This window comes from Pontibacter liquoris, assembly GCF_022758235.1.
Lineage (GTDB): Bacteria > Bacteroidota > Bacteroidia > Cytophagales > Hymenobacteraceae > Pontibacter > Pontibacter liquoris.
In genome coordinates, this window is sequence record NZ_JALEBG010000003.1 from 132,989 (window position 1) to 149,389 (window position 16,401).

General features: G+C 50.4%; 16 protein-coding genes. 5 read left to right on the forward strand and 11 right to left on the reverse strand.

Features of this window, described 5'->3' with window-relative positions:
- Positions 1-84: 84 nt before the first annotated feature.
- Together cdd and LWL52_RS17575 are read left to right on the forward strand one after the other, a co-directional pair.
- Positions 85-567: a cytidine deaminase gene (gene cdd, locus LWL52_RS17570; protein WP_242922518.1), complete on the forward strand. Its 483-nt coding sequence runs from the start codon at positions 85-87 to the stop codon at positions 565-567.
- A gap of 508 nt (positions 568-1,075) precedes the next feature.
- A complete protein-coding gene (locus LWL52_RS17575; RefSeq protein WP_242922520.1) occupies positions 1,076-1,729 on the forward strand; it encodes an alpha/beta hydrolase in 654 nt (217 codons plus the stop codon).
- A gap of 49 nt (positions 1,730-1,778) precedes the next feature.
- Here LWL52_RS17575 and LWL52_RS17580 read toward each other — a convergent pair whose 3' ends face one another.
- The gene (locus LWL52_RS17580) at positions 1,779-2,177 is read right to left on the reverse strand and encodes a VOC family protein (RefSeq protein WP_242922522.1); all 399 of its coding nucleotides are present in this window, start codon (positions 2,175-2,177) and stop codon (positions 1,779-1,781) included.
- Positions 2,178-2,320: 143 nt separating this feature from the next.
- Between LWL52_RS17580 and LWL52_RS17585 the strand changes: the two genes are divergently transcribed.
- The gene (locus LWL52_RS17585) at positions 2,321-3,181 is read left to right on the forward strand and encodes an SdiA-regulated domain-containing protein (RefSeq protein ID WP_242922524.1); all 861 of its coding nucleotides are present in this window, start codon (positions 2,321-2,323) and stop codon (positions 3,179-3,181) included.
- Positions 3,182-3,236: 55 nt separating this feature from the next.
- Here LWL52_RS17585 and lgt read toward each other — a convergent pair whose 3' ends face one another.
- From lgt to LWL52_RS17610, 5 genes are all read right to left on the reverse strand, one after another.
- Positions 3,237-4,097: a prolipoprotein diacylglyceryl transferase gene (lgt, locus tag LWL52_RS17590; RefSeq protein ID WP_242922526.1), complete on the reverse strand. Its 861-nt coding sequence runs from the start codon at positions 4,095-4,097 to the stop codon at positions 3,237-3,239.
- A 111-nt stretch (positions 4,098-4,208) separates the two neighbouring features.
- Positions 4,209-6,098 carry an NAD(+) synthase gene (gene nadE / locus LWL52_RS17595; RefSeq protein ID WP_242922528.1) on the reverse strand — a complete coding sequence of 630 codons (1,890 nt, stop codon included), beginning with the start codon at positions 6,096-6,098 and terminating at the stop codon, positions 4,209-4,211.
- Between the two features lie 195 nt (positions 6,099-6,293).
- On the reverse strand, positions 6,294-7,034 hold the full coding sequence (gene rnc / locus LWL52_RS17600) for a ribonuclease III (RefSeq protein ID WP_242922530.1): 741 nt from the start codon (positions 7,032-7,034) through the stop codon (positions 6,294-6,296).
- Positions 7,034-8,287: a beta-ketoacyl-ACP synthase II gene (fabF, locus tag LWL52_RS17605; RefSeq protein ID WP_242922533.1), complete on the reverse strand. Its 1,254-nt coding sequence runs from the start codon at positions 8,285-8,287 to the stop codon at positions 7,034-7,036. The genes rnc and fabF overlap by 1 nt, the downstream gene beginning before the upstream one ends.
- 65 nt (positions 8,288-8,352) lie before the next feature.
- Positions 8,353-8,589, reverse strand: a complete 237-nt coding sequence (locus LWL52_RS17610) for an acyl carrier protein (protein WP_025609494.1) — start codon at positions 8,587-8,589, stop codon at positions 8,353-8,355.
- A 552-nt stretch (positions 8,590-9,141) separates the two neighbouring features.
- On the opposite strand from LWL52_RS17610, the gene pyk reads away from it, so the two are divergent.
- The gene (pyk, locus tag LWL52_RS17615; protein WP_242922542.1) at positions 9,142-10,569 is read left to right on the forward strand and encodes a pyruvate kinase; all 1,428 of its coding nucleotides are present in this window, start codon (positions 9,142-9,144) and stop codon (positions 10,567-10,569) included.
- A gap of 417 nt (positions 10,570-10,986) precedes the next feature.
- Here the strand turns inward: pyk and rpsT are convergent, their stop codons facing one another.
- The gene (rpsT, locus tag LWL52_RS17620) at positions 10,987-11,250 is read right to left on the reverse strand and encodes a 30S ribosomal protein S20 (protein ID WP_242922544.1); all 264 of its coding nucleotides are present in this window, start codon (positions 11,248-11,250) and stop codon (positions 10,987-10,989) included.
- 547 nt (positions 11,251-11,797) lie between these two features.
- Here rpsT and LWL52_RS17625 point away from each other — a divergent pair.
- Positions 11,798-12,751 carry a YheT family hydrolase gene (locus tag LWL52_RS17625; RefSeq protein ID WP_242922546.1) on the forward strand — a complete coding sequence of 318 codons (954 nt, stop codon included), beginning with the start codon at positions 11,798-11,800 and terminating at the stop codon, positions 12,749-12,751.
- An 806-nt stretch (positions 12,752-13,557) separates the two neighbouring features.
- On the opposite strand, the gene rsmG is transcribed toward LWL52_RS17625, so the two are convergent.
- The 4 genes from rsmG to LWL52_RS17645 all read right to left on the reverse strand — a co-directional run bounded on the left by rsmG (position 13,558) and on the right by LWL52_RS17645 (position 16,343).
- Positions 13,558-14,196: a 16S rRNA (guanine(527)-N(7))-methyltransferase RsmG gene (rsmG, locus tag LWL52_RS17630; protein WP_242922548.1), complete on the reverse strand. Its 639-nt coding sequence runs from the start codon at positions 14,194-14,196 to the stop codon at positions 13,558-13,560.
- Positions 14,197-14,257: 61 nt separating this feature from the next.
- Positions 14,258-14,476 (reverse strand): hypothetical protein, encoded by a 219-nt coding sequence (locus LWL52_RS17635; protein ID WP_242922550.1) that lies wholly within the window; start codon positions 14,474-14,476, stop codon positions 14,258-14,260.
- A gap of 203 nt (positions 14,477-14,679) precedes the next feature.
- The gene (locus tag LWL52_RS17640) at positions 14,680-15,288 is read right to left on the reverse strand and encodes an RNA polymerase sigma factor (RefSeq protein WP_115567331.1); all 609 of its coding nucleotides are present in this window, start codon (positions 15,286-15,288) and stop codon (positions 14,680-14,682) included.
- Entirely contained in the window at positions 15,279-16,343 is a 1,065-nt protein-coding gene (locus LWL52_RS17645) for a glycosyltransferase (RefSeq protein WP_496197647.1), read from the reverse strand. The genes LWL52_RS17640 and LWL52_RS17645 overlap by 10 nt, the downstream gene beginning before the upstream one ends.
- Positions 16,344-16,401: the final 58 nt, after the last annotated feature.

A 16,401-nucleotide genomic window follows, 5' to 3' on the forward strand; every position in this document is an offset into this window, starting at 1 on the left:
CATCGCCAACCACAAGCATTGTTTTACCAGAATATTAGTTAAATTTATAGCCCTTTTCTAATTTTTAGACCTATTCGACAAGAAATGGCAAGTGAACTGAAGTTACAAATCAGCGTGGATGTGCTGGAACTCTCCGAATTGAGTACGGCAGAATGCCAGGCCATGGAACTGGCCCGGCAGGCGGCAAACGACGCTTATGCGCCTTATTCCAACTTCCTGGTAGGTGCGGCCCTGCTGCTGGAAGATGGCAGCCTGTTTAAAGGCAGCAACCAGGAAAATGCCGCCTATCCTTCGGGACTCTGCGCTGAGCGCACCGCCCTGTTTGCCCTAAGCGCCAATCATCCAAATAAAAAGATAAGCCTGCTGGCCGTTACAGCCCGCCGCCGTCACGAGCACGAGTACCTGGCAGCCATGCCTTGTGGTGCCTGCCGCCAGGTAATGGCCGAATACGAGTATAAACAACAGGAGCAAATTCCGGTTTTGCTGCAGGGCCCTGAAGGCAAATTTTACCGCTTTAAAACCGTGTCTGACCTGCTACCTTTCCAGTTCACCAAAGAAAACCTTTAGGGGAATTACGAATTAAAAATTACGAATAACGAATCGGTAATTCGTAACGGAGATGGGCAGCTGGGACTTTATAGTAAAAGCTGAGGACACAATTTGCCCGGAGATTTAGAGGAACGTAGAGTACGTAAGTAAACCGGCAAGTATAAACTTAGATAGCCTCCAACAGGCTTATTGATTAAAGTAGCATACGCTTTAGGAGTAATCATCCCCCTACCCCCTTCAAAGGGGGACTTTTTCTTTGCTTAGATTTTTACTTTACTTACCTGGGTAAATAACACGTGAATAAGTATGTATCATACTTCGCTTGCTGGCGCGGGTTTGTAACCCGTGTCTTACTTATCCTGCCGGATTTGTAGTCCGACCAGGGCAGCGGCTCAAAGTATAACCACTCACAAGTAGGAGTGCCTGCGAAACGCGACCGTATTTAACAGAATGAAATGGCTCTGCCTTTGTAGGGGATGACTATCCCTGTGAAATCAAAACAGCCTCTAAAAGTATAATCTAACCCATGCAGGAAAATAAGCTGACCATTCCGCGCACTGCCCGCTATTATACCCTCGGAACACCCTCTCCACAGATAAAGCAGCTCTGGCTCGTATGCCACGGGTATGGGCAGCTGGCGCGTTTTTTCCTGCGGCATTTTAACGTGCTCAACAACGGCCAGACGCTGCTGGTAGCGCCGGAGGCCCTGTCGCGGTTTTACCTGGACGGCTTTTCGGGAAGAGTGGGTGCTACCTGGATGACGAAGGAAGACCGCCTGGCTGAAATAGATGATTACGTTGCGTACCTGGACCTGCTGATAAAAGAGCAGCGCAAACAACTACCCGCTGATGTGAGGGTTACGGTACTGGGATTTTCGCAGGGTGCGGTCACGGTCTCGCGGTGGGTGGCAGCCGGCAAGGCCCGTTGCCACCGGCTTATACTTTGGGCAGGCGCCTTTCCGGAGGATGTGGACTTTGCTGCCGGTCGCGAAGCTTTCGCCCACTTGCCGGTTACGCTGGTATACGGCACGCAGGATGCCCTAATTAAAGAAGACATGCTGGTACGGCATCAGCAGGTAATGGCGCAGCTCGGCATTACGCCGGCTATACTATCCTATGAAGGTGGCCATACCCTGCACGCCGAAACCCTGCTACTGCTGCATAAGGCCGAAAATTCGTAATTCGTAATTCGTAATTCGTAATTCGTAATTCGTAATTCGTAATTCGTAATTATTTTCCCCTCTCCCACATGCCAGCCATCACCACTTCTAGCAGGTGCTGGTCGGGGTCACGGAAATAGAAGGACAGAAAACCACCTCCCCAGTCATACTCCTGCTCGATGGGGATCTGCTGTGCCATCACTTCGGCTTTGCGCGTTTCATAGGCATCTTTCGCCACCTCAAACGCCAGGTGCAGCTGTCCGGCGCCACCGTGCGGCGGCAAATGTCCGCCCTGCCCCGAAGCTTCGGCTATAAAGCAAAGCAACACCGACTCGCCGGCCCGGAAGAACACATGGCGGCCCGGCACTTCGCCAATAACTGCTAAGCCCAGTTTGCCCTGGTAAAAGGCTTTGCTGCGCTCCAGGCTTTGCACATACAGGCACGTTTCCTTTATTTTCCTGAATTCCATCAAGTTAAATTTTTATATCTGCAAGAAACAGGCCTGCAGGCGCTTGTTTTCTGCGTAGTAGGTAAACGTCAGCGATGCTGTTCACGTTAAATTAAAAGCCCTGATTTGCCCCGGGCACCTGCTAAACCCAAACTATGAAGCTCATGATCAAAGTTATTTTCGTATTTCTGGCAGCTATTGCCCTGATGTTTTATGTCACGCGCAATGAAGCTCCCAGCGGCCACACCACTTCGTCGGAGCCAAAGGATGCCGTAGCCGGTAAGTTACAGCGGCTGGCGCCCCTGCCTGACGAGGTGCATGAAAGTTCCGGCATTGTGGCGCTTCCGCAAAAAGACCACTTCCTGACGCACAATGATGCCGGCAACCAGCCCTTCCTCTACGAGATCAACGCCGCGGGCAAGCTGCTGAAGTCCATCCCAATACAGGAGCCGAACAAGGACTGGGAAGATCTGACCAAAGACGATAAAGGGAATATTTACATTGCGGATACCGGCAATAACAACAACAAACGCAAAGACCTGACAGTGTACAAAATGTCGCTGAACAACCCGGAGAAAGTGGCTGCCATTCATTTTACTTACGAGGATCAGTATGATTTTCCGCCAAAGAAGAAAGACATGAACTTCGATAGCGAAGCGCTCTTCTGGTATGATGGCCATTTATACCTGATCACCAAGGACAGGGGCCGTAAGGAAACAGCCAACGTATACGAACTGCCCGATAGCCCCGGCACCTACAAGGCAAAGAAGACCGGCAGCGTTCCGATGAGTGATTTGGTAACAGGCGCCGATATCAGCCCGGATAAGAAAATGGTGGCACTGCTGAGCGAAGGCAAGCTGCACCTGTTCAGGAACCTGAATAACCCTGCCGCCTTTTACAAGGAAAATTATGAGAACCTGCCTCTTCCGGAAGCTGGACAAACCGAAGGCGTGGCTTTTGAAGACGACAACACCCTGGTTATTACCAGCGAAGGCGGAAACATTTACAGGTATCGTGTTCAGTAACGCAGGTATAAAACAGGTATAAGAAAGGCCCGGGCTACTCACCCGGGCCTTTCTTTTATACATTGCTTTTCTCTTTTTTAGAAGTGGTTTCGGGCAGATGGCCGCCGGGCAGTGCCGGCGTTGGCTTCAGCCATACTTTGATCAGGATGGCCACACCCACCAGGATCAGCGGTATACTTAAGATCTGCCCCATGTTCAGGGCCATCTGGTCTTCGAAGGCTTCCTGGTTCTCTTTCAGGAACTCGACCAGGAAACGGAAGGTAAACAGAGACGTAACAAAAATGCCGAACAGCAAGCCCCGCGGAAGGGCGGTTTTATACTTGGCCCATAACCAGTAGAGCAGCACAAACAGCAGGAACACGCTCAGCGACTCGTACAACTGCGTAGGGTGGCGCGGCACATGCGAGTACTCGGTGCTGCGCTCAAAGATAAAGCCCCAGGGCAGGTTGGTCGGGTGGCCAAATATCTCGGAGTTCATCAGGTTACCGAGTCGAATCAGAGCGCCTCCCAAGGCTACCACGATCACGATGCGGTCCAGCACCCACACATAGTCGAATTTATACTTGCGGCTAAAAAGCCACAGCGAAAGCAGAATGCCTACGGTAGCACCGTGGCTAGCCAGGCCTCCTTCCCAGATCTTGAGGATCTCGATGGGGTGGCTCAGGTAGTAATCAGGGGCATAAAGCAAGGTATGTCCAAGCCGCGCGCCAATCACCGTGCCGATGATCATGTAGAGCGTGATCACGTCCACATCGCCTTCGGTACGCCCTTCCGCCACATAGATCTTGGTCAGGATGCGTTGCCCGATCACGAAGCCAAGGGCAAACAACAGCCCGTACCAACGGATGCTTAAGGGGCCAATGTGGAAGATCTCCGGATCAACGTTCCAGGTAATATAGTTGAGGATGCTGTTCATAAGGGTGCAGTGTTGCTGCCAAAGTTACGATAATTAGGCTACCGAAAAAACGTTATCCCCACGCTTGCTATTGCCTGCTTCCACGGTTTGCCGCCGGCTATACCCTGTGAATCAGGATTTCGCCTTTAAATCCACCAGCTCTTCCCGGAAGCCGCCGCTCAGAATAGGGAATCGCAGCCAGCTGCGCGGGTCCAGGTTATAGTCGTCCAGGTGAAAGGAGGGCGCGTAGCGGTCACGTTTCCATTGGTTGCGGGCCCACAAAGTATAAAATTTCGTGATCCAGGCCTGCAGTATTTCGGGGGCGGCCACCTCCAACCCCACCAGCCTGTCGTATACCTGCTGCGGCGAAAGGCGGTCATAAAAAGCAAGCCGCTCAATCTGGTTCAACACCTCGTAGGGCATCAGGTCTTTTTCGTCGGTCTGCGCCTCTTTGGCAGGGCGCAACTCGGCACTAGGTTGCAGGTTATTTACATACTGCAGCCCCACGTAGCCAAGCTGCTGCTGCGCCCAGATCAGGAACTGGCGGATAAATGCTTTATCGATGCCCGCAATAGGCGCGATACTGCCGGCTGTGTCGCCATCCATGGTGGCATAGCCTACAGCAGCCTCGCTGCGGTTAGAGGTAGCCAGCAACAGTGCCTTGTTGATATTGGCCAGCATCCAGATACCGGGCGCGCGGACACGGGCCTGTATGTTCTGCAGCGTGATATCGTCGTGCTCCCAGGTCAGCGGCCGGTCCAGGGCGTGCTCTATCTTCGACACGTATCCTTTCACCTCGTCGTCCATAGTCCAGTTGTAAAAGACAGCGCCAATAGAGTCGGCCAGTCCTTTGGCTGAGTTGTAAGTATCGTCAGAAGAGTTTATCGTGCCTTGATAGGCGCAGGTGAGCAGGCGTTTTACCAGTTCCGGCTGCACCTGGTCTGCCGGAAGCTTATCAAAATAGTCGGCCTCCTTTATACTGAACATCCGGGTTTTGGCTACAAAATTGAGCACGCCCAGGCTCTCCACGCCCCGGCGCACCATCTCGGCCACGGCCACGGCGCACAGCGATGAGTCGGCGCCGCCACTCAAAGACAGCACAAAACCACGGCTATGACTCTTGCGCATATAATCGAACAGGGCTAGGCTCAGGGCCGCAATCAGCTCCTTGTTCTCGTCAATGGGGGGCAGGTACTCAATCACCTCGGCAATCTGTGGATTATCCGAAAAGCATACTTCGGCCACCTCCATATCCACATTCTTAAAGCAGAGCAGGTCGTTGCGGCGGATGAGTTTGCCGTTCTGGGCAATCAGCACCTCGCCGTCATAGATCATACGGCCCGCCTCGTTACCGAGCAGGTTGGCATACAGGTACGCGCACTGGTATTTTTTGGAGGCATCCACCACCAAGCGGTAGCGCACATCAGTCTTGCTCAGGGCAAAGTGGCTGGCGCTTGGGTTCAGGATCAGTTGCACGCCTTTGCCCATGTGCCGCTCGGCAGGGCGGTTTGGCCGCCAGGCATCCTCGCAAATCTCGAAGGCATACTTCACGCCCTGCTCCTCGTAAATAATATCCCCGATGCGGTACTGCTGGCCGAACATGGTAAACTCCTGCACCTGGTTGGCAGGCCAGGGCTTAAACCAGCGCGTTTCGTAATGCACACCGTCGTTGGCCAGGAACTGCTTTGCCGTAAAGCCAACGATCTGCTTATTTTTTATGACACAGGCCGTATTGTAAACAGCCCCCTCCAACACCACCGGCAGGCCTACGGCTACGGTTAGCCCGTCGCACCACTCCTTTACTTCGAGCAGTTTCCGGAATGCTTCTTCTGCCAGCCAATGGCTTAGGTACAAGTCCTCGCAACCGTAGCCCGTAATGCACAGCTCCGGCAACAGCAGCAGGTCTACTTTATTTTTTTTGGCTTCGGTAATCGCTTCTTGTATGTTCTGAAGGTTGCCTTCCCAATCAATCGGGGTTTGATTGAGTGCGGCGCCTGCTAAGATTAGTCTGGTTTCTTCCATGAGGTTGTTAAACGCATGTTTGAGCAGGCAAGTTAAATCTAATTGTTGGATTGGTAAATTGTGGGATTGCTGATCTCTGAAAAGGGAGCGCTTGACAAGTATAGATCATCAAACCTGGTCAAGCTTCATAGCTATAGCATAAAAAAAGGCTGAGAAGTATACCCCCAGCCAACTAAAGAATTCAACAAAGTAACTTTAAGCGATCTTCAGGAAGACGAGGCTTTTTTCGGCGGCCGCCTGGTCGGCTTTTTTCTTGGACAGGCCAACACCCACGGCAATAGGTTTATCGTCGATGTATACTTCGGAGGTGAACTCGGTGGTGTTGCCTTGCTGCTTGCGTTTCACGATCTCGAAGCGGATGTCGAGGTTGCGGCTTTGTGCCCACTCGATTAACTTGCTCTTGAAGTTTGACGTGGTATTTACCAGCTGGTGCATGTCCACGTACGGCTTTACGAGCTTGTTCAGGATAAAGCGCCGGGTGGTCTCATATCCTTTGTCCAGGTATACAGCCCCAACCAGGGCTTCCAGGGCATTCCCGTTCACCGATTTGTGGCGCATACTTTGGTTTGAAGTATCGACGCGCACCAGCAGGTTGAGCCCGATCTTCAGGGCAATATGATTCAGCGACTCGCGGTTAACAATGCGCGAGCGGATCTCGGTGAGGAATCCTTCGTCCTCGTAAGGAAATTTCTTAAAAAGGTACTCGGCTACCACCGACCCAAGTATGGCATCTCCCAGAAACTCCAGACGCTCGTTGGTCTCGTTCTTGCTGTCGGGCGTTTGCCGCACAAACGACGTATGGGTAAGGGCAAGCTTATAGAGGCGGACATTATCTGGCGTAGTGCCCGTAATGCCGGCTACAGCACGTACTAATTCCTTATCCTGGGTAAATACTCTGTGATAGAAGCGCCGTACCGGTTTAAGAGGACCGAACACTAGTCGTTAAATTGACGGAATATAACAGAGGTATTGTGGCCGCCAAATCCAAACGTATTGCTCAGGGCAATGGTCACTTCGCGCTCCTGGGCCTTGTTGAACGTAAAGTTCAGGCGTGGATCAAAGTTCTCATCGTCTGTGAAATGGTTGATGGTTGGTGGTACCACGTTGTTCTGGATGGCCAGAATAGCGGCAATGGCTTCAATAGCACCGGCAGCACCCAGCAGGTGGCCGGTCATCGACTTGGTAGAGCTGATGTTCAGGTTGTAGGCATGCTCGCCAAATACCGTCTCGATCGCTTTTACCTCGCTGATATCGCCAAGCGGCGTAGAAGTGCCATGCACGTTAATGTAATCCACCTCTTCCGGTCTGATATTGGCATCGCGCAGCACGTTTTTCATCACGTTCAGGGCGCCCAGTCCTTCGGGGTGCGGGGCCGTAATATGGTAGGCGTCGGCAGACATGCCGGCACCAATTATTTCGGCATAAATTTTTGCGCCGCGCGCTTTGGCATGCTCGTACTCCTCAATGATGAGGGCACCGGCGCCTTCGCCCAGCACAAAACCATCGCGGTCCACGTCAAACGGACGGGAAGCCGTTTCCGGCGAATCGTTGCGCTCTGAAAGGGCTTTCAGGGCGTTAAAGCCTCCAATGCCGGCTTCCGTTACGGCAGCCTCCGAGCCCCCGCTCACCACCACATCGGCCATACCCAGGCGGATATAGTTGTAAGAGTCGATGATGGCGTTGGTAGCTGAAGCACAGGCGGATACGGTTACGAAGTTCGGGCCGCGGAAACCATACTTGATAGAGATCTGACCGGCACTGATGTCGGCGATCATCTTAGGGATAAAGAACGGGTTGAAGCGTGGGGTACCATCGCCGTTGGCGAAGTTCACGCATTCTTCCTGAAAAGTGCGAAGACCGCCGATGCCTGAGCCCCAGATCACGCCAATGCGGTCCGGGTCCAGGTTATCTTCCAGTAGCCGGGCATCTTTTACGGCCTCATCGGCCACCACCATGGCAAACTGCGTAAAAAGGTCCATTTTGCGGGCCTCTTTCCGGTCAAAATACTTTTCTGCATCATACCCTTTTACTTCACAGGCAAATTGGGTTTTAAATTTAGCAGCATCAAAGCGTGTAATAGGTGCAGCGCCACTCACGCCATTGACCAGCCCGTTCCAGTATTCTGAAACAGTATTGCCAATTGGCGTGAGTGCGCCAAGCCCAGTAACTACGACTCTCTTAAGCTCCATAAGCTGTTAGTAGAGGGGATAGACAGTAGATAATGTAATCTTTAACTTGAGATAAAGGCGGGATATTATTTCGCGTGCTCTTCCAGGTAGCTCACTGCTTGCCCTACAGTAGAGATGTTTTCAGCTTGATCATCCGGAATAGATACGTTGAATTCTTTTTCGAATTCCATAATAAGCTCTACCGTATCCAATGAATCAGCGCCCAGGTCGTTTGTGAAACTCGCCTCTGGAGTAACCTCTGACTCTTCAACGCCCAGCTTATCGATGATGATAGCTTTTACTTTTTCTGCGATTTCTGACATTTTTCTTATAGTTTATTAAAACACTGTGCAAAGAAATATATTTCAGCAGACATTATCAAAAAAAATTACTCTATTCGTCTATTTGCAAAAGTTTTATACTTTGCCTGCTGTTTTGCATTTCCTGGTTCTTATTTTTGAAAACCTGAAACAAGGCTTCCAAAAACAGGCCACAGGAATACAGAGTACAATTACGACTTTCAGCAAAAGGAGTTGGTTTTGCTCGTAAAGGAACTTAAGTTAGCACAATTATTTTAACGCCTGCAGCAAAGCCCGGTGCAAAAAGCTGCAAAAGCAGGACCTGTGTTTAAAGCAGATAGCCAAAGGTGAGCTAAATATTTCTACCTTTGAGTACAACAGAGTGCCCGGCCGGCGTGGCTGCGCTGTCAAAAGCAGGCAACTGAAAAAGGAGCCGCCAGCCCCGGAAATAAACAAAGGCTGCTTCCGCTATAAATAAGGAAGCAGCACAAGCAGGCGCTGCAGCAAACAGCCCTGTATAGTAGCATACATTAGATCCGCATATACTTTAAGTTTAAGGAGAACCTGATTTTAGACATGGAAATATCTTTTAACAACACCAAGATCCTGGCCACTGTAGGCCCTGCCAGTAATTCTTTTGAGCGCCTGCAGGCACTTGTAAAAGAAGGCGTGAACGCTTTCCGCCTTAATTTTTCGCACGGCGAATATTCCGAACATCTGGAAGTAATTAACCGCGTGCGCGATATCAACCGTCAGTTCAATACCAGCATTTGCCTGGTACAAGACCTGCAGGGACCAAAGATCAGGTTAGGAGATGTAGTAGGTGGTGGCGTAGAGATCAAGGAAGGGCAGCGCATCCAACTGGTGTGCGATGGCTCGGTGAGCACGCAAAACAGGCTTTCGACCATCTATGAAGGGCTGGCCAACGACGTGAACCCCGGCGATATGATCCTGCTGGACGACGGAAAGCTCGAACTTAAAGTGATCTCTACCGACAAGCACATGACGGTAGAAGCGGAAGTTGTGTATGGCGGCATCGTGAAGCCCCGCAAAGGCATCAACCTGCCAGACTCGAATGTATCAGCTCCTTCGATGACGGAGAAAGATATTCAGGACCTGCACTTTGGCCTGGACAACGATGTGGAGTGGGTGGCCTTATCTTTTGTGCGCCGCTTGGAGGACATCAATGAGATCAAGCGCATCATTAAAGAGCGCGGCAAAGACACGCGCGTGATCGCCAAGATCGAAAAGCCTGAAGCCATCACTAATATTGATGAAATCATTGCCGCCACCGACGCTATTATGGTGGCCCGTGGCGACCTGGGCGTGGAAGTAGGCATGGAAAAAGTGCCTATGATCCAGAAAATGCTGGTAGAGAAAAGCAACAAGGCCGGCAAACCCGTAATTGTGGCTACCCAGATGATGGAAAGTATGATCGTGAACCCCCGCCCTACCCGCGCGGAGACCAACGACGTGGCCAACGCGGTGATTGACGGCGCGGATTGCCTGATGCTGAGTGCTGAGACCGCGGTAGGTGCCTACCCGATCGAGACCATCCGCAGCATGAGCCTTACGATCCGAATGGTGGAAACAAACGCCGACATCTTTAACAAGTCGTATGTGCTTAACCCGCATTCCAACACGTTCTATAACGATAGCTTAGTGGCAAGCGCCTGCTACCTGGCCCGCGATACGAACGCGCACGCCATCATTGGCATGACCAAGTCCGGCTACACGGCGTTTCAGCTGGCCAAGCACCGCCCTAAATCTAATGTGTTTATTTTTACGGAAAACGAGCGGCTCTTAACCACCCTGAACCTGGTGTGGGGCGTACGTGGCTTCTACTACAATAAGTTCGAGTCGACGGACGCCACTATCACCGACATCAAAGAAACGCTGCTGGAAGCCGGCTTCATCAAAAAAGGCGATGTGTTCATCAACACGGCCAGCATGCCGATGGGCGAGCAGAAGCGCACCAACATGATCAAGCTAAGTATAGCCTAAGTTTTATAACACATAAAAAAAGCCCGGCGCGAGAAATCGTTCCGGGCTTTTTTTATGCCTGTAATGCCGGCTTTATCCTGCATGTCCGCAGCTGCCGCTACCAATACAGCGCCACAAGTATAGGTATAAGTATACCTGAAAGGATACATGAGACTGCTTGCTCCTGAAAAAAGCTGCTATGCTTTGCTACAGCGCTGCTCCTGGTTTACTGCTTTCATACCTGGGTTGCTGCGCCATTTCGGCGGAACGGCACACGTATGAAGAAACGCCGGAAAGGGATAGTATTTCCTGTAGCCTGATTTTGAGAGGTATGTCTGGAGTGTCTGCCTTTCAGCGAGGATTTATAAAGTATAACAGGCGCAAACACAAAAAGCCTTGTACAAAAGTACAAGGCTTCAGAGGTTATTCCGGCAAAAATTAAGCAGCTACAGCCAGGCCGTTAACAAATTTGGCAAGCTTCGATTTGTTGTTAGCAGCTTTGTTTTTGTGGATGATGTTTTTCTTAGCCAGGCGGTCAAGCATAGAAGATACCGTCTTGTACAGTTCTTGCGCCTCGGCTTGATCAGTTGTTCCCTTCAATCTCTTGATAAACGTACGAGTCGTTTTCGCCTGGTACTTGTTACGAAGACGTTTAGCGTTATTCGCTCTGATTCTCTTTAATGCCGACTTGTGGTTAGCCATGTTATTTTATAATAATTATAAACCTTGGATTCTATTCCTGAATGAGTTTGCAAAGATAAAGGCTTTCCATTTAATTTCCAAAGCATGCTTCTGATAAAATCCTTAGAAATATTTCGGGCGTAAGGCCGGCAGCCACAGCGCTTTCGGCGTGCTGCCGGCTTGCGAACGCCCTGTAGCCACAAGCTAGCTTTCCCCGCTCCTGCCAGCGCAAACAAGTATGCCCGCTGCCATTCAAGCCCCCACAAGCCATACCTGCTACTTATCATCCTCCTGCCCGCGTTATGGCCTGCCGCTGTGGCTGCCGCCAAAACCTGTGCTATACTTCGCTGGTTAGGCGGTAACAGTAAGCGGAAAATGAATGGATTTACCTGTGGTATAATCCTGCATCAGAATGAAATTTTAAGCTCGCTTTAAATGTTTTATCTGCGTGAGCAGGTTGCTTCTTAACAGGAGAAAGTAGCTCCAAAATAATATCGGTATATATACGCCTCGGAATTGATTAAATTTGAACCGGTATCGTAAAAAGGATAAGTATAGCTTACATATCATGCCTCTTTTAGCATCCAAATATAAACCACCTTTCTATTTATTTAACGGCCACCTGCAAACCATCATTCCCAGCCTGTTCAGGCAAGTGGAGGGAGTGCATTATGAGCGGGAACGACTGCTTACACCCGACGATGATTTCCTGGATGTGGACTGGTCGCGGGTAGGCGCTAATGAGCTGGTGGTGCTCTCGCACGGGCTGGAAGGCGACTCGGGCCGCCCCTACATACAAGGCATGGTAAAAGCCTTTAATGAACATGGCGTAGACGCCATTGCCTGGAATTACCGCAGCTGCAGCGGCGAGCCCAACAAGCTGCTCCGCTCCTACCACCTGGGCGCTTCCGACGACCTGGACCTTGTGTTGCGCCATGCCCTGACAAGCGGCCACTACAACACGGTATACCTGGTTGGTTTTAGCGCTGGCGGCAATATTACCTTAAAATACCTCGGCGAAGCCCCAGACCAGGTGCCACCCCAGGTAGCAGGAGCTGTGGCCTTCTCGGTGCCTGTTGATCTGAAAACATCGGCCCAGCGCATTTCGAAAGTATATACGCAGCGGTTTCTGAAAACCCTTGGCGAAAAACTGGAGCAAAAGCGCCTGATGTATCCTGATGCGGTAGATATGAGCGACTACAGCGTGCTCTGGTCCTTCCCCGAATTTGACGACAAGTTCACAGCGCCGCTGCATGGCTTCAAAAACGCCGAAGATTACTATGCCTGCGTCAGCTGCAGGCAGTTTCTCCAAAACATTCAGGTGCCTACGCTGCTGGTAAATGCCAAAAACGATCCTTTTCTTTCGGAGCAGTGCTACCCGGTGCAGGAGGCACAGGCAAATCCTAACTTTTACCTGGAAGTACCGGAGGAAGGTGGCCACGTGGGTTTCCCTGAAGCCCTGATGAAGAACAGGTATTATTCCGAAGAACGCGCTGTGTCGTTTTTACTGGCAGGAGAATAACAGGGAGGGGTAAGTGCCGTTAGACTTATTTTATACTTTGTAAGAGGCTGTTTTCCCGACGTTCTGCTTTCAGTTATACTTACCATTCTTACTCAGTTTATACTTCTGCTATACTAGGTAGCACCTGTATTGCTCAGTTTTATACTTTAGTTATACTTGGTTGCTGCAGTTTGATGCTCCTTTATACTTCCGGCTATACTTACTAGCTACCGGTCTTCCTCAGTCTTATACTTGCATTGTTTCATCTTATACTTTGCAGCGCTCCAAGCCCGCGGGGGCTCGTCCTTGCGTTTCGCGCTGCTTTCATTTCCTGCCCTCGTACCTCGGGCTGCCTCACTATCGTTCGCCACCGGAAATTCTCGAGGCGCTCAACCCAAGGACTGGGATCATCTTCGATAGCTACTGTCTATTACTATGCTAACCCCCTGTAGGGACAGGTCGCGACCTGTCCGCGATGGCAGTTGCCATGAAACTTTAGCCTAAGTATAGCAATAGCCCAAGTCCCCCTTTGAAGGGGGTAGGGGGATGTTCTTCTTTTACATAGACTAGACTGTTCATACTTCAGCAAACTATCATTTCGAACAACGTGAGAAATCTGATATAGACGCATGAAGAAATTTCAACCAGATCTCTCCTTGCGTCGAGATGACAACATGAAAGAGCGTGACACTTTTCGCAATAGCCCTAACTCACAAAGCTTACGCTTACCTGCAGCTATTAGAGACTCCCCTCCTTAAACAAGGAAGGGCCAGGGGGATGGACCGGTCCTGTAACGTTTGTACTTGGCAAGGAAAGAGCCTCCTCTACTACTTGAGCGGCACGTATACGACCTTTTTGGTATCAAAAAACTCCTCGTTGAAGTAGTTCTTCAGATCATATACTTCTGCGATCAGCCCGGATTCGGCAATCTCTTCGGCCAGGTCACCGCCTTTTAAATAATACAGGCCTTTATTGGACAGATCGCTTCTTTTAAAACTATTAGCAATCCAGGGGTAGAAATTGGCCAAGCGGGTCACGGCGCGGCTCACCACAAAATCAAACTTCTCGCGCACCTGCTCGGCCCGCACCTGCGTGGCCGTTACATTGGGCAGGTGCAACTCGCGGGCAATTTCCTGCACCACGTGTATCTTTTTGCCGATCGAGTCGATAAGGTGAAACTTTACCTCCGGAAACAGCACGGCCAGCGGCAAACCCGGCAAGCCGCCACCAGTGCCCACATCCAGCACCGCGGAATGCTGCGGAAAAGCTACCACCTTGGCTATGCCCAGCGAATGCAGGATATGATGCACGCCGATCTGGTCCATGTCCTTGCGCGAGATCACGTTTATCTTCTGGTTCCACTCCTGGTACAAATCCCCCATCTGCTCAAACTTCCGGAGCTGGTCTTCGGTGAGTTCCGGGAAATAACCGGACAGCAAGGTGTGGATTGCGGTGTTATGCGGCATGTGTTACGTTAGGAAATTTAAGCGTTAAATTTAGAAAGTTAAAGCGGCATAACCTTATACATCAGGCCACTACAAAGTATAAAACAACGGCAACAATTCCGACAACCGCTACTACGGCCAGGGCCATCAGCAGGTCGAAGAGCAGCACCAGGCCCGCATTTTTATACTTGCCTTCATACTTCTGCTGCAACTCGCGCTCTACCAGCGTTGGGTTGCGCAAGCGCAGGTATAAATAGCGCCTTCCTATTCCTTCAAGTATGGCATCGGCTCTGGCAGGCATCTTATTATTACACTTAATCAGGAAAAGTATGGTGTCTTACTACTTGTGTCTTTATGGCTGCAAAAGTATAAAATAAGTCCGGGATGTGTGCAAAAGAACGAAGCCCCAGCTGCACAAAGGCAACAGGGGCTTCTAACGTAATCAATATAATCAACCTTAATTCAATACTTTTTTAGTCTTTCTGCTGATACAACAAGCAACAATTAGATCAGGTGCTTCTTGTTTTTCACCATGTCATAGAGCAGCTCGCGGGCGCGGTGCAACTGGGCTTTTACCGTACCCAGCGGCGCGTTCAGTTCAGTAGCGATCTCCTCGTAGCTTAGCTCATTAAAGTAGCGCAGCGTAACCAGGCGCTGGTATTTATCAGGCAGCTTGGCTACCACGTACTGCATGATCTCGATTTTCTGATTTTTGATCGCTTCCTCCTGCGGGTTCAGGTTCTTGTCTTTAAAATCGATTGTGATCTCGTCGCCATTATCAATTTTGATGGCCGAATCGATGGACATGGTCTTGATCCTGTTCTTACGGATAAAGTCGATACAGTTGTTGGTAGCGATACGGAACAACCAGGTACTGAAAGCGTATTCGGGGTTAAATTTATGCAGGTTACGGAAAGCTTTGGCAAAAGCCTCAATTGTCAAGTCCTCCGCATCATCGGCATTGCGCACCATCTTCAGCACCACGTGGTAAACGGGCTTTTTATAGATGCTCATCAGCTCAGCATAGGCCTTCTCATCGTTCTCCTCTACTGCGGCTTGAATGAGTTTGAAGTCGTGCTTTGCTTTCGCAGAGAATTGTTTGTTTACTTCCATCTGAATTTTTTATACATTATTACAGATACACCCAGGAACAGGTAATTGAAAAAATAGGCTGCGTCAAGCACAGGTAGCAGCGGGACCGAAAGGGGTTCCTCCAACCTTCGCGCGGCAAGCACATATCCCGGCACTACCACAAGGTAGCGAAGGATGATAAGCGCTGCTAATATAGCGAAATGACTATGTAGCACCAGAAGTAATACGGAAAGTATATAAAAAAGTATGTTAGAAGATACAAAAATTCCTATCTTTCTTTTGTCGGCGGGTTTATACTTACTGCCAACAGACATATGCCTCCTCTTCTGCGTTACCCACTCCCGAAACGTCTTTTTGGGAATGCTTGCGGTTTGCGCCTCCTTGTTGATAACAATGCTTACCTTACTATTGTTGACAGCATCCCGAACAAAAAGGTCATCATCGCCGCCAATTGTTTTGATGTGCGATGCAAACCCCTTATTTCTAAAGAAACACGCTTTGGTATAAGATAAGTTTCGGCCCACACCCATATAGGCGCGCGCCTTGTATGCATGAGACAGATACTGAATTCCGGTAAGCAAGGTTTCATATCGGATAAGATGATTTAAAAAACCTTTTCGCTTCACGTAGGGCGAGTAGCCTAATACCACCTCAGCGCCAGTGCCATAGCCCTGCTGCATCTTTTCGATCCAGTTTTTGCTGCTGGGCCGGCAATCGGCATCCGTAAACAGCAGGTGCTCATACCGGGCAGCACGGATGCCCAGTGCCAGCGCATACTTTTTAGAATTCAGGTAGTCGGGCGTCTTTTTAATGGTGACCACCCGGAAGTGCGGAAACTGCCGTTCCAGCTCATAAATGTAAAACTCGGTGTCGTCGTCCGAGCGGTCGTTTACCAGCACTACCTCAAATTCGGGGTACTCCTGGTCCAGCAGCAGGGGCAGCAATTCGAACAAATTATCCTGCTCGTTGTGGGCCGCCACCACCACCGACACCGGGTATTGCACCTGCGCCTCCGGGTCTTTGTGCCGGGCCAAAGGTAAAAAATAAACAAGGCTAAAATACAGCTGCACCAGCACGCAAAGCCCGAGCAGCCCCAAAAGTATAAAAGAGACCAAAGGTAGAAGTACTATTATA